The organism is Enterococcus raffinosus, assembly GCF_019175485.1.
Taxonomy (GTDB): domain Bacteria; phylum Bacillota; class Bacilli; order Lactobacillales; family Enterococcaceae; genus Enterococcus_A; species Enterococcus_A raffinosus.
Window position 1 is genome coordinate 954,580 of record NZ_CP072889.1, and the last position, 13,874, is coordinate 968,453.

Consider the following 13,874-nt stretch of genomic DNA (forward strand, 5'->3'; position numbering starts at 1 on the left):
CATGTAGAAGGGATTTTTGACAATGAATGACGAGCAACTACAAATAGTGATGGGCTTAATCATGAATACAGGAAATGCAAAGGGGGAGGCAGTTGCAGCATTAGCCGCCGCAAAGAGCAACGATTTTTCTGAGGCGGAAAACCGAATGACTGCTGCAAATGAAGCATTGGTGGAGGCGCACAACACTCAGACAGGTTTATTGACTGCCGAAGCCAGCGGGAACAATGCCGAAGTCACATTACTAATGGTGCATAGTCAAGACCATTTAATGAATGCTATCTCTTATATCGGATTAACACAAGAATTAATCGATGTTTATAAGCGATTAGCCGAATCTGATAAATAGTCTTACAAGAAGATAATTTAAAAAAAGTATATGCCTATTTAAAAAGCGTTCGATCAAATATGATCGAGCGCTTTTTAATAATCATTCGGGTAGTGTACGACAATAAATTTTACGACATTACTTGTTTGGTTATCCCAGTTATGATCAATCGTAGAGAAATAATGAGCAGAATCGCCAGGATAGAGCTGGTACGTTTTATCTTCGATCACCAGTGTCAAAATTCCCTCCAAAACATAAACAAATTCTTCGCCCTGATGGGGGTAAGTAGTAGGTAATTCTCGTCTTTCATGAGGCATAATCTCAATCATTTTCGGAGCAATTTTTTTATCCTGAGGCGTTCGACTCAGTTGCTTGTAGATCATGTTGTTCAATTCATGGATTACCGGCTGATCGTACCCACGTATGATGGGTTCTACTTCTATTTCTTCTTCAAAAAAATAATTCATTCGGACTTCAAATAAAGCAGCGATTGTTGATAAATGTTCCACTGCAATAGTAGTAATTCCTCGTTCGAATTGAGACAAGAAGCCCGTTGATAATCCAGTCGCTTCGGAAAGCTGCTTAAGAGTCATTCCCCGTTCATTGCGCAGACTTTTTACTTTTTCACCGATATTCATTCATTTACTCCCTTACATCTTTTTCGCTATTTTTAGTATACCCGAAAAAAGATCAAATTCCTAACCATCATTTCAATGAAAAATACAGATAAAAAAAACTAAAATGTTCATTATTGTGAATTAAGCGCTTGCAAGTGCTGACGAAGGACTTTATAATGAGAGATGGGAGGGAAGCACGTGAAAAAGCCTACGATATTTAATATACAAAAATTTTCGACCCATGACGGGCCAGGTATTCGTACAACGATTTTTTTCAAAGGGTGTCCCATCAGATGTGAATGGTGTCACAATCCAGAGAGCCAAGTTTTTGCACCAGAGGTTATGTTGAATAAATATGGGAAAGAGGAGCTGATTGGAAAAGAGTACTCCATCCGCGAATTGGTAAAGAAAATTCAAGCAGATCAAATTTTTTATGATCAATCTGGCGGAGGAGTGACATTTTCCGGTGGAGAAGTGATGGCGCAAAATATGGATTACGTCATCGAGCTTGCGAGTGAATGCCAACGATTGGGGATTTCTGTAGCAATCGATACGTGTGGTGTTGCACCAACTGAGAATTATCGCCAGATTTTACCTTATACGGATTTATTCTTGTATGATCTAAAGTTCATAAATTCACATGATCACCAACTATATACCGGTGCAGGGAATCAATTGGTTTTAGAGAATTTACGTTTCTTATCGGAGCAGCAGGCAGAGATAAATTTACGCTTGATTTTATTAGACGAAATTAATGCAGAGGAAGTGGATGCGAAAGCAATCATCGATTGGTTAACAATTGAAAAAATTCACGTGAGTGAAATATCACTCCTTCCATATCATGATTTCGGTCGGGATAAGTATGAGCGCTTGAAGCGGGTTTGTACACAAAATTTTATCAAACCTGCGGATGAAAAAGTAGAAATGGTAAAAAAAGTCTATCAAGAAGCTGGCTATCAAGTGACGATCGGCGGCTAAAAATAGTTTAAAACAGGAGGAAAAGCAATGACTGAATTAACACTGGAACCAACAAGAAGGGGAAGTACAGAGCGCATCAAACGATTGCGGGAAATCAGTGACAAAGAATGTACACCGAGTATTTCGATGGAACGGGCCGTTTTGCTGACTGAAGCATACAAAAAGTGGGAAGGCAAAGTTTCCGCACCGGTTTTACGTGGATTGGCCTTCAAGTATATTATGGAAAATCGAACAAACTACATTGAAAAAGGCTCACTGGTTCTCGGTGAAAAGGGAGACAAACCTTGGGCGGCTCCGACTTTTCCTGAGTTATGCTGTCACACGTTAGAAGACTTCGATAATATGCACAATCGTGAAAAAGTTTTCTTCCGTGTAAGCGAAGAGGATCGTCGAATCCAAGAAGAGGTAATCATTCCTTATTGGCATGATCGTGCGATGATGACACGGATGAATCGTTTACTACCTGAAGAATGGCACTTATTGTTTGATGCAGGATTATATACAGAGTTTTTGATGCAGCGGGGACCGGGCCACACTGTAGCTGATGGAAAAATGTATCAAAAAGGATTCGCCGATTTTAAAGCAGACATTCAACAAGAAATTGATCAACTAGATTATAACAACGATATGGAAGCGTTAAATAAACGAGAAGAATTAGAAGGAATGAAATTAGTCTGCGAAGGCATGATCATTTATGGGAAACGTTATGCCCGGCAATGCCGCGATTTAGCCGAAACTGAAACAGATCCACAGTGGAAACAAGAATTGCTGGAGCTAGCTGAGGTCTGCGATGTTGTACCTGAACATGCACCGCAAACCTTCCGCCAGGCGATTCAAATGTACTGGTTCACTCATATCGGCGTGACTGTGGAAATGAATAATTGGGATGCTTATTCTCCTGGAAAGTTAGATCAGCATTTAGAACCATTTTACGAAAAAGATATTGAAGAAGGGCGTTTGACTAGAGAAGAAGCTCGAGAATTATTAGAAAATCTGTGGATTCAGTTTAATAATCAGCCAGCACCACCTAAGGTAGGCATTACGCTAAAAGAAAGTGCGACCTACACTGACTTTTGTAATCTCAACACAGGAGCATTACGCCCCGATGGAACGAGCGGGGTGAGTGATGTCAGCTATCTGATTCTAGAAGTAATGGATGAAATGAAGCTGCTTCAGCCAAGTTCGAATGTTCAGATTTCTCGAAAATCACCTGAGAAATTTTTACGTGAGGCGCTAAAAGTTTCTCGCAAAGGCTGGGGACAGCCTGCGATGTACAATTCAGAAGCCATCTTGGCTGAATTAAGCTATTTAGGAAAATCGGTGGACGACGCCAGAGAAAGCGGTATTTGTTCAGGCTGTGTAGAGGTTGGTGTAGCAGGTAAAGAAGCCTATGTGTTGACTGGCTACCTTAATATTCCGAAAGTATTTGAATTAGCAATGAATCGTGGATACGATCATTATACGGATAAGCAAGTAGGAATCGATGTAGGAGATTTCACGAAAATGAAAACCTACGAAGAAGTCTTTGAAGCTTTCCATAAAGAATTGCAGTATGTAGTGGATGTGAAAGTCGCTGGGAATAATATGATTGAAAGAATGTACATGGAATTCATGCCAGTTCCTTTACTTTCAGTGATGTCTGATGATTGCATTTCAGTTGGTAAAGACTATAATGCTGGTGGTGCTCGTTACAATACAAGCTACATTCAATGTGTGGGGATTGCAACAATCACTGACTCATTAGCCGCGATAAAACACAATGTGTTTGAAGAAAAAACGATGACAATGCAGGAATTATTAGATGCATGCGAAGCGGATTTCGAGAACTATGATGAAATCTATGACAGAGTGTATAACGAAACACCTAAATACGGGAATGACGATGAATATGCAGATACTCTACTGCGGGATGTAGCAGAATCTCTGCAGGAAGTAATCGCAGGACGTCCAACGCCAAAAGGCTCGAAAACAGTGGTTGAATTCTTACCGACGACTTGTCACGTATACTTCGGTCAAGTCATGGAAGCTTCACCAAATGGTCGTCATAAAGGGATTCCATTACCGGATGGTATTTCACCGGAAAAAGGAGCTGACCGTAATGGACCGACGGCGGTAATCAAATCGGCCTCAAAAATCGATCAAACCAAAACAGGTGGCGCCTTACTGAATCAGAAGTTCACTCCTAGTGTAGTGGCAGGAGAAGAGGGAATTACCAATATGGCCTCACTGGTTCGTAGTTACTTTGCTTTAGATGGTCATCATATTCAATTCAATGTAATCAATCGCGAAACTTTGCTAAAAGCGCAAAAGCATCCGAAAGAGTATGAGAACCTGATTGTACGCGTCGCAGGATACAGTGATTACTTCAATAATTTGGAGAAAGCCTTACAGGATGAGATCATCTCAAGAACCGAGCAGGCGTTTGGTTAAAGAATCGTTTTATTAAGTCAGAGAAAAAAATTCTCTGACTTTTTTTATGCAGATTTTTATTAACTTTGTAATTCAGATTAAATAAAAAAACAGAGAACCCTTTCAAAACAGAACAAAAAAACTTTTAGGTAAAACTGATTTATTTTTTAGGAAAAATAGGATGTGTTGAGGACAAATAAATGAATCGGCAATCTCATATATTTAGAAGAGACATATAATGTGAAAACAATAACTTTTAAAAAGTTATTAGGATAACAAGGGATAAATTAGAAAGAAATTTTGCCTTGGAAAATAAATTTGAAATATTAAAATATAAAATAAATAACGAAAAAATTGAATTTAAAACGGATTGCATAGTTAACTAAATGCTGGTAGAATGGGTTCCGAAAGATAAAGTCGTTTGTCGACAATCGACCTTAATGATCAGTATTACAATAGTTGTAGGTTTTGAATAGTAGGATTTATGCATGTTCGTTTGGTCACAATATTTGCGGACTACAGCTTTTTTAGTAAGCGCTAACATGGGAGGGGATTGAAATTTTATCGTATTTTATAAAGAAAGGGATGAAGGAGAATTATGCAAGTGTATGACGTTATTATCATCGGGGCTGGACCAGCAGGTTTGTCAGCAGCAATTTATGGGGGTCGGGCGAGACTAAAAACATTACTTATTGAAAAAGGAAAGGATGGCGGACAAATTATACTGACTTCTGAGATTGAAAATTATCCTGGAAGTCTCGAAAAAGAATCTGGACGTTCACTGATTCAGCGGATGACTGAGCAAGTCGCATCATTTGGTGTTGAACGAGTCTCTGATACAATCACCGAGGTACATTTAGCAGAAGACACAAAAGTCATCAAAGGGAAAAAAGATGACTATCATGGGCGTTCGATCATTATAGCTACAGGAGCATTCCCTCGGCCCATCGGCTGTGAGAACGAAAAAGATTTCATGGGCAAGGGACTATCATATTGTGCGACTTGCGATGCTGCTTTTTTTGAAGATATGGAAGTCTTTGTCATAGGTGGCGGAAATTCCGCTGTGGAAGAAGCCATGTTCTTATCTACCTTTGCACGCAAAGTAACCATCATTCAAAATTTGGCTGAGCTTACCGCGGATGCAATCGCAGTTGAACAGGTAATGGCTAATGAGAAAATTCATTATGTTTACAATTCTGTAGTAGAAAGCCTTGAAGGTGACGGTATTGTTGAAGCTATCACGATTCGAAATACAGAAACAAATGAAACGACCCGCTTCGAAGCGGACGAAGAAGATGGACTGATCGGCATTTTCAGCTTTATTGGTTATTTACCTCAGTCGAAAATCTTTGAATCTAAGGTTGAAATGGAAAGCGGCTATATTAAAACCGATGAAAAAATGGCAACGAGTGTTCCAGGTGTGTATGCGGCAGGAGACGTTCGTGTGAAAAATGTGCGACAAGTTGTAACTGCTAGTGGTGATGGTGCAACAGCAGCAGTTGCAGTGGAGAAGTATTTGCGTCATTAATAATTTTTATTGAAAAGTGGAGTAGAAATTTGGATAGGGAGTGTTAAGCGATGAAAGTTTTAGATAAAAAGAACTTTGAAACAGAGGTGTTACAAAGTAAAGGAACAATGTTGGTAGATTTCTTTTCAGAAGGCTGTGAGCCATGCCAGGCCTTGATGCCAAGTATTGAAGAATTCGCTGAAAAATATGGAGAGAAATTACCATTTGCAAAACTAGATACTGCAAAAGCAAGAAGAGTGGCTATCGGCCAAAAAATTCTTGGTATCCCAGTGATTGCGGTTTATAAAGAGGGTGAGAAAATCGAAGAGTTGGTCAAAGATGATGCTACACCTGAAAATGTAGAGGCAATGATTCAAAAGTATATTTAACGGGAAGTCCCGATTAAATAATAAAAAACAAGGAGGAAATATTATGTTGCTGAAAGACAAAAAAGTAATCATCCTCGGCGACAGAGACGGTGTTCCTGGTCAAGCCATTGAAGAATGCGTGAAACCATTAGGCGCAGATGTAGTGTTCTCATCCACAGAATGCTTCGTCTGAACGGCCGCGGGAGCGATGGATCTGGAAAATCAAAAGAGGGTCAAAGAGTTTACAGAGGAGTTTGGTGCGGAGAACATTGTTGTTCTTCTTGGCGCATCAGAAGGTGAAGCTGCTGGATTAGCAGCTGAGACTGTAACTTTAGGCGACCCTACGTATGCCGGTCCATTAGCAGGAGTCCAGTTAGGACTTGACGTATATCATATCGTTGAACCAGAAATCAAAGAAGTAATCGACTCTGAGCTATACGAGGAACAAGTTGGGATGATGGAAATGGTATTAGACGTTGACGATATCGTTGACGAGATGTCTTCGATTCGAAGTCAGGTAAGTGAATAGATTCAATGTACAGCTTTTATGATACTGGACATTGATTTGTTCAGTATCATTCCACAATTTTGAAAAGAAAGGATGTTTCTATGTATAGCGTATTGAAAGGGTCGAGTTATTTTCTGGCGCATACGCCAGATATGGTAGTACACAATGGCACTACTCAAACACTTCAAAGAAAAATTGATCCTGATTCAGAATACTTAAAAAGCATAACGAAACACTTAAGAGATTACGAGGCTTGTGTGTCTTATCCACCTAACCAAGTCTATATTGGCAATATGACACCCGAAGAACTGGAAACAATTGAAACACCTTGGTATAACAAAAAGACTGATGAAAAACGTCAGGGAACATTTGGTGAAATCATGCCCGAAGATGAATTTATAGGCATGATGAAGTATGTCGATGTTTTTGACTTGGTGAAATTGGCTGATGATTTCAGCAAGGCAGTAAAAAATAAGTTGGCAAAGCATCCATTATTGGATGAGAAGATCTTGGAAAAGCTGGCAGAGGAGGTTTCTTTCGAAGAAATCTCGGGTTTCATCGAAAATGAGAAGGCTGAACCAATTTATTTTAATGGAGAGATAGTCGGCTGTGTAAAAGCCGCTCATAATTTAGACGATACTTTATTTGCTCATGTTATTTTTGAAAATCTTGTCTCCAAAGCTTCTTGTACAATGGCGATTTTACATTTGCTTCAACAGACGGGGATCAATAAAACGGATATTGAATATGTTTTGGAATGTTCTGAAGAAGCCTGCGGCGACATGAATCAGCGCGGGGGCGGGAACTTTGCAAAAGCAGCAGCGGAAATGGCTGGCTTGGAAAATGCAACAGGCAGCGATGTTCGCGGTTTTTGTGCTGGCCCGACCCATGCACTGATTCAGGCGGCATCTTTGGTGAAATCTGGAGTATTTAAAAATGTAATCGTTTGCGCGGGCGGTTCGACGGCGAAATTAGGGATGAACGGGAAGGATCATTTAAGTAAAGATATTCCAATCTTAGAGGATTGCGTCGCAAGTTTCGCAGTATTGATTTCCGAAAATGACGGTGTTAGCCCAGAGTTGAACATTGATATTGTGGGACGGCATACTGTTGGCACTGGGGCTTCTCCACAAAAAGTGATTTCCTCCTTGACGAGCATACCATTAGAGAAGGCAGGGTTAAAACTAACGGACATTGATAAGTACTCTGTAGAAATGCAGAATCCAGATATTACAAAACCGGCAGGTGCAGGGAATGTACCTGAAGCAAATTACAAAATGATCGGTGCTCTGGCAGTAATGAAAGGTCAGATACAAAAAGCTGACCTCCCGGATTTCGTCAAGCAACACGGAATGGTTGGTTGGGCACCAACGCAAGGTCATATTCCTTCTGGTATTCCGTATTTAGGCTTCGCTCAAAAAGATATTCTTTCCGGTGAGATCAATCGAGCGATGTTTGTAGGAAAAGGGAGTCTATTCTTAGGACGAATGACTAATTTGTTTGACGGTATATCCTTCGTGATGCAAAAAAATAGTGGGAAACAGGAAGAGTCAGTTTCTGAAGCACAAATTAAGCAAATGATTGGTGAATCTTTACGAGATTTTGCGAATCATCTTGCTGGAAAGTTGGAGGAATAACTCTATGGCCGGAAAAGAGACAAAACAGATGATCGCTGATGTGTTTCAAGAGCTCGCGGATACACTAGAAACTGGTCGAAGTGTTTCATCAACAGTAGCCTTGACTGCTTTAGGCAGTGAGCATGACGAAGCAGAATTGGTCGAAGCAGCAAAAAATGCCGCGGACAAAGGTATCTCTGTGAAGGTTATCGGAACACGAAAAATTGATTATTCAGGGATTGAAAGCTGCTTAGTTTCAGACGCGGATGAAGGGCATAAAAAGCTAGAAGCGCTTTTGGCAGAGGGAATAGTGGATGCGGGGGTAACGATGCACTATTCATTTCCAATCGGTGTTTCTACTGTTGGTCGTGTTATTACTCCGGCTAAGGGAAAGCATATGTATCTGGCAACGACTACAGGTACATCCGCTTTGAATAGGGTAGAAGCATTAGTGAAAAATGCCTTATATGGCATTATTACAGCCAAAGCCTGTGGTGTTGCAGAACCAACCATAGGTTTATTGAATATTGACGGTGTACGCCAGGCGGAGCTTGTCTTAAAGCAGCTAGCAGAAAATGGTTATCCGATTCATTTTGCGCAGTCTAATCGCAGTGATGGCGGAGCAATCATGCGTGGAAATGATTTGCTTGCTGGAACTTGCGATGTCATGGTGATGGATTCTCTGACGGGAAATATTTTACAAAAAATCTTTTCTTCCTATAATACTGGTGGCAATTATGAAGCTCTGGGGTTTGGGTATGGACCTGGTGTAGGAGAGGAGATGGATAAATTGATTATGATTGTTTCCCGTGCATCAGGTGCGCCAGTGGTGAGTGGTGCAATCGAATTTGCAGATGAGCTGATTCGCGGAGACTTTATCCAGATCCAAAAAACGGAATTTGAAAAGCTGAAAGGAGCATCATTGGATGCATTATTAAAGGGAGTTCAAGCGCAAAAAGAAGAAGTACAAGAAACCGTTGCTCAACCTGAGAAAGAGATTGTTACCGAAGAGATTCATGGGGTTGAAATTCTTGATCTTGAGGATGCGGTTCAACAGTTGTGGAAGCATGGAATTTACGCTGAGAGCGGTATGGGGTGTACGGGGCCAGTGGTAATGATTGCAGAAAAACGTTTGTCAGAGGCTAAGAATATTTTGGCAGATTCAGGATATATAGGACGCTGACTTTGTCCGAAAGGATGGAAAAGAATCCATTCAGATATTAATAGAGGCAATTAGGGGCTCTAGAAGAGCTGCATGAAATGAGAAGGGAGCAAGCAAATGAAATTAGATATCGCAAATTTTCATGTTAAAGATATTCAATTCGGTGAAAAAACGGAATATGTCGATGGAATTTTGACTGTAAATAAGAAGGAAGCGTTAGACGTTGTTTTTGAAGATGAACATATTACTGAAGCAGATTTGCATATTGTAAAGCCAGGTGATGAGGTCCGATTAGTTCCTGTGAAAGAAGCTGTAGAACCTCGTTATCGCGTGGGTGGCGGTCCTGTATTTCCTGGTGTAACAGGAAAACTAATGCAGGCAGGTGATGGTGTCACGCATGCTTTAAAGGAGATGAGTGTTTTAGTGGTCGGTCAACATTGGGGTGGGTTCCAAGATGGATTGATCGATATGAGCGGTGAAGGTGCGAAGTATACGTATTATTCTCAATTAAAAAATGTCGTGCTGGTGGCAGATACTGATGAAGAGTTTGAATGGCGTGAGCAGCAAAAGAAAAACCATGCGTTACGTTGGGCAGGTATGCGTTTAGCAGAATATCTTGGCGCTTGTACAAAAGGCTTAAAATCAGATGAAGTTGAAACCTATGAATTAGCACCGATTACGAAGCGCGAGGCGGCGGTGAACAAATTACCAAGTGTGGTTTTTGTTTTACAGCCGCAATCGCAAATGGAAGACAGTGGCTATAACGATTTGAACTATGGTTGGGATTGCAATTTAATGTTACCAACATTTATGCATCCCAATGAGGTGTTGGATGGTGCGATGATTTCCGGTTCGTTTATGCCATGCTCATCAAAGTGGTCTACGTATGATTTTCAGAATTTCCCTATGATCAAACGCTTATACGAAGAGCATGGTAAAACAATCAATTTTCTAGGAATCATTATGTCGAATCTGAATGTTGCCTTGGAGCAGAAAGAGCGTGCGGCTTTGTTTGTTGCCCAAATGGCTAAAAGTTTAGGGGCTGACAGTGCAGTAGTTGCTGAAGAAGGTTATGGGAACCCGGATGCTGATTTCACTGCTTGTTATGTAGCGTTGGAGGATGCCGGAGTAAAAACGATTGGATTAACCAATGAATGTACCGGTCGTGATGGAGCGAGTCAACCACTGGTATCTATGGATGAAAAATGTGACGCAATTGTATCAACAGGAAATGTTTCTACTTTGATCGAACTACCTCCAATGAAAACTGTATTGGGAGAATTAGAAGCTTTGGCACGTGATGGGCTTTCTGGAGGATGGGCCAATGATGAGATTTTAGGTGCTTCAGTAAAACCTGATGGATCGATCATCATGGAAAATAATGCTATGTTCTGCGGAGATCAAGTCGTTGGTTGGTCGACAAAAACGATGGTGGAATTCTAAGGATAGTTTATTGATAAGTGGCTCTTTCCATTGAAAAAAGGAGGAAAAATATGAAAGCGATTTTATATATTAATCAGTTTTTCGGTCAAATCGGCGGAGAGGAATTCGCTGGTCACGAACCTGAAATTCGAGAAGGGATTGTTGGACCTGGAATGGCCTTTGCAAAGGCCTTGAAGGATGAGGTTGAGATCACTCATACGGTTATTTGCGGAGACAATTTTATGGGTTCAAAGACAGAGGAAGCGATTGAACGAATTCTAGGATTTTTAGACGACAAAGAATTTGATCTCTTCTTTGCCGGCCCAGCATTTCGTGCAGGACGATACGGTGCAGCCTGTGGACATATTTGTTCGGCAGTTCAAAAGAAATTCGGGGTTCCAGCAATTACTTCGATGAATGAAGAAAATCCTGGTGTCGAGATGTATCAGAAGGAAATGTATATTTTTAAAGGCGGTGCTAGTGCGGCAGCGATGCGAAAAGATGTCGCAAAAATGACCGAATTTTCGTTGCGGTTGTTGTATGGAGAAAAACTTCATTCGGCAGAACAGGAAGGATATTTTGGACGCGGTATTCGCGATCAAATTTGGCTAGATCCGCCGATTCCTGCGACTGATCGTGTCATCAATATGCTGCTGAAAAAAATAAAAGGGGAAGAATACCAGTCGGAATTGGTGATTCCAAAATCCGAACGGGCACCTATTGCTCCAGCTATTCCAACAGAAGAGCTGACAAAAATCAAAGTAGCATTGGTTACTTCTGGGGGGATTGTTCCCGTTGGAAATCCTGACCGAATTCAATCGGCTTCGGCAACCAAATGGGGAAAATATAACGTGGATTCAATGGACAAGCTGAAAAAAGGCGAGTTCATGACGATCCACGCTGGATTTGATCCAGCTGCGGCGAATGATGATCCTAATGTGGTTCTGCCGTTGGATGTCATGAAGGAATACGCAGAGGAAGGAAAAATTGGTGGGGTTTATCCATATTTTTATGCAACAGTTGGAACAGGAACCACTCAAGCAGAAGCTACTCGGATGGGACAAGAAATCGCACAAGAATTGATTGAAGATGGTGTTAAGGCCGTTATTCTCACCTCTACCTGAGGCACCTGTACTCGTTGCGGTGCAACGATGACCAGAGAAATTGAAAAAGCCGGAATTACGATCGTTCAAATGGCGAACTTGATTCCAGTTGCTCGTACAGTAGGCGTGAATCGTATTGTACCAACCATCTCAATTCCTTATCCTTTGGGAGATCCAGCCACACCGAAAGAGGTTCAGCATGCTCTTCGATATCATCGTGTTGGTGTCGCTTTAGATGCTTTGTCAACTGAAATTGAAGAACCTCGACTCTTTGAAGTGAAAATTTAACAGTGAAATGACGAGCCGCACTGCCGGCTCGTCTGATAAAAACTTTGAAGAGGAGAGTTTATATGAAAAAAAATATCGTTTTTTATGTTTCTCTTTTAATTACTGCTGTGATCGTGCTAGTTGGTTTGATTGCGCCCGAACCATTTGCACTAGCGATGAACAATACAAAAGCCTTTTTAGTTGATACGTTTGGCTGGTTCTATTTGATTGCTATGTTTGCTTTCGTCGTCTTTTCGCTGCTTATTGCGTTTAGCAGATTTGGAAAAATAAAACTAGGACCTGATGACTCTGTTCCTGAATACAGCAACCGTTCGTGGTTTGCGATGTTGTTTGGCGCAGGAATGGGAATTGGACTGGTTTTTTGGGGCGTCGCAGAGCCGCTAAATCATTTTACTACGTTTGGCGGAACCGAAAAAGCTGCGGATTTAGCCATGCAGAAGTCCTTTTTACATTGGGGATTTCATCCTTGGGCTGCTTATTCAATTATTGGCATGGCCTTAGCTTATTTTCAATTTAGGAAAAAGACGCCAGGGTTAATTAGCAGCATTTTTCTACCAATTTTAGGAGAAGAGGGTGTCAGAGGCCCTATTGGAAAACTTATTGATATCTGTGCTGTCTTTGCAACTGTAGCTGGTATCGCTACGTCACTTGGTCAAGGAACGCTGCAGATTAATTCGGGCTTGAACTATTTGTTTGATATCCCGACAACGCGACTGGTGCAAATCGTGATTATTGTTGTTTTGACAGTTATATATACTTGGACAGCGGTTAGTGGTATTGATAAAGGGATTAAGCTGCTATCGGATATCAATTTGTTTTTAGCGGTTGCACTTCTTTTAGGCGCTTTTTTAGTGGGACCAAAAATTATGTCATTGAACATTTTTACTAATTCTTTTGGCGGTTATATCAATAATATTGTATCAGAAAGCTTTTCAATCAATCCATTTGGTGACAATTCGTGGCTTGGTTCATGGACTATTTTTTACTGGTCGTGGTGGATTGCCTGGGGGCCTTTTGTAGGAACGTTCATTGCCAGAATTTCCAAAGGAAGAACCATTAAAGAGTTTGTTTTAGGAGTAATTGTTGCGCCATCGATGGTTTCCTTTGTTTGGTTTTCAATCTTTGGTAGTTTAGGCCTGAACCTGAAGATGGAGATTATCAACAAGGCCAAGGAAGTGACGGAAACCGCACTTTTCGTGGTCTTTGCTGAATATCCTTTGGGTATGTTTTTCTCAATAATTGCGATTTGCCTGCTGTGTACTTTCTTTATCACTTCAGCTAACTCAGGAATCTTTGTATTGTCAATGTTTTCTTCAGAGGGCGACTTGAACCCTGGTAACGACAAGAAGATTTTGTGGGGAGTGATTCAAGCTTTGTTAGCACTGGTTTTGCTGATGACAGGCGGATTGGATGCGCTGCAAACCTGCTCGATCGTAGCGGCCTTGCCATTAACAGTAATCATGCTGCTGTGTGCAGTCTGTCTGGTGAAGGCTTTGATACAGGAAACGAGAAAGCAAGCAGAATGATTACCTCTACTTAATTGATGAACTGATAACAGATCAAACCAACAT

12 protein-coding genes are annotated in these 13,874 nt (G+C 41.0%); 11 read left to right on the top strand and 1 reads right to left on the bottom strand.

Annotation, left to right across the window (positions count from 1 at the left end; translation table 11 throughout):
* The first annotated feature begins 22 nt into the window (after positions 1-22).
* Positions 23-346, top strand: coding sequence for a PTS lactose/cellobiose transporter subunit IIA (locus tag J9537_RS19235; protein ID WP_028021161.1), 324 nt, complete (start codon positions 23-25; stop codon positions 344-346).
* 74 nt (positions 347-420) lie between these two features.
* Here the strand turns inward: J9537_RS19235 and J9537_RS19240 are convergent, their stop codons facing one another.
* A complete protein-coding gene (locus tag J9537_RS19240; protein ID WP_028021160.1) occupies positions 421-963 on the bottom strand; it encodes a helix-turn-helix domain-containing protein in 543 nt (180 codons plus the stop codon).
* Between the two features lie 177 nt (positions 964-1,140).
* On the opposite strand from J9537_RS19240, the gene J9537_RS19245 reads away from it, so the two are divergent.
* The 10 genes from J9537_RS19245 (at position 1,141) to J9537_RS19290 (ending at position 13,829) form a co-directional block, all read left to right on the top strand.
* Positions 1,141-1,920 carry a 4Fe-4S cluster-binding domain-containing protein gene (locus J9537_RS19245; protein WP_028021159.1) on the top strand — a complete coding sequence of 260 codons (780 nt, stop codon included), beginning with the start codon at positions 1,141-1,143 and terminating at the stop codon, positions 1,918-1,920.
* Positions 1,921-1,947: 27 nt separating this feature from the next.
* Positions 1,948-4,350 carry a trans-4-hydroxy-L-proline dehydratase gene (gene hypD, locus J9537_RS19250; RefSeq protein WP_028021158.1) on the top strand — a complete coding sequence of 801 codons (2,403 nt, stop codon included), beginning with the start codon at positions 1,948-1,950 and terminating at the stop codon, positions 4,348-4,350.
* Positions 4,351-4,927: 577 nt separating this feature from the next.
* Positions 4,928-5,857, top strand: coding sequence for a thioredoxin-disulfide reductase (trxB, locus tag J9537_RS19255; RefSeq protein ID WP_148405766.1), 930 nt, complete (start codon positions 4,928-4,930; stop codon positions 5,855-5,857).
* A 50-nt stretch (positions 5,858-5,907) separates the two neighbouring features.
* Complete coding sequence (trxA, locus tag J9537_RS19260; RefSeq protein WP_028021156.1) at positions 5,908-6,225, top strand: thioredoxin TrxA; 318 nt, start codon at positions 5,908-5,910, stop codon at positions 6,223-6,225.
* 43 nt (positions 6,226-6,268) lie between these two features.
* Positions 6,269-6,733, top strand: a complete 465-nt coding sequence (grdA, locus tag J9537_RS19265; RefSeq protein WP_148405765.1) for a glycine/sarcosine/betaine reductase complex selenoprotein A — start codon at positions 6,269-6,271, stop codon at positions 6,731-6,733.
* An 80-nt stretch (positions 6,734-6,813) separates the two neighbouring features.
* The gene (gene grdC, locus J9537_RS19270) at positions 6,814-8,349 is read left to right on the top strand and encodes a glycine/sarcosine/betaine reductase complex component C subunit beta (RefSeq protein WP_218257450.1); all 1,536 of its coding nucleotides are present in this window, start codon (positions 6,814-6,816) and stop codon (positions 8,347-8,349) included.
* Positions 8,350-8,353: 4 nt separating this feature from the next.
* On the top strand, positions 8,354-9,511 hold the full coding sequence (grdD, locus tag J9537_RS19275) for a glycine/sarcosine/betaine reductase complex component C subunit alpha (protein WP_028021152.1): 1,158 nt from the start codon (positions 8,354-8,356) through the stop codon (positions 9,509-9,511).
* Between the two features lie 96 nt (positions 9,512-9,607).
* The gene (locus J9537_RS19280) at positions 9,608-10,933 is read left to right on the top strand and encodes a glycine/sarcosine/betaine reductase component B subunit (protein WP_028021151.1); all 1,326 of its coding nucleotides are present in this window, start codon (positions 9,608-9,610) and stop codon (positions 10,931-10,933) included.
* A gap of 50 nt (positions 10,934-10,983) precedes the next feature.
* Positions 10,984-12,303, top strand: a complete 1,320-nt coding sequence (gene grdH, locus J9537_RS19285) for a betaine reductase selenoprotein B (protein WP_148405764.1) — start codon at positions 10,984-10,986, stop codon at positions 12,301-12,303.
* A gap of 62 nt (positions 12,304-12,365) precedes the next feature.
* Positions 12,366-13,829 carry a glycine betaine uptake BCCT transporter gene (locus J9537_RS19290; protein ID WP_028021148.1) on the top strand — a complete coding sequence of 488 codons (1,464 nt, stop codon included), beginning with the start codon at positions 12,366-12,368 and terminating at the stop codon, positions 13,827-13,829.
* Positions 13,830-13,874 lie beyond the last annotated feature (45 nt).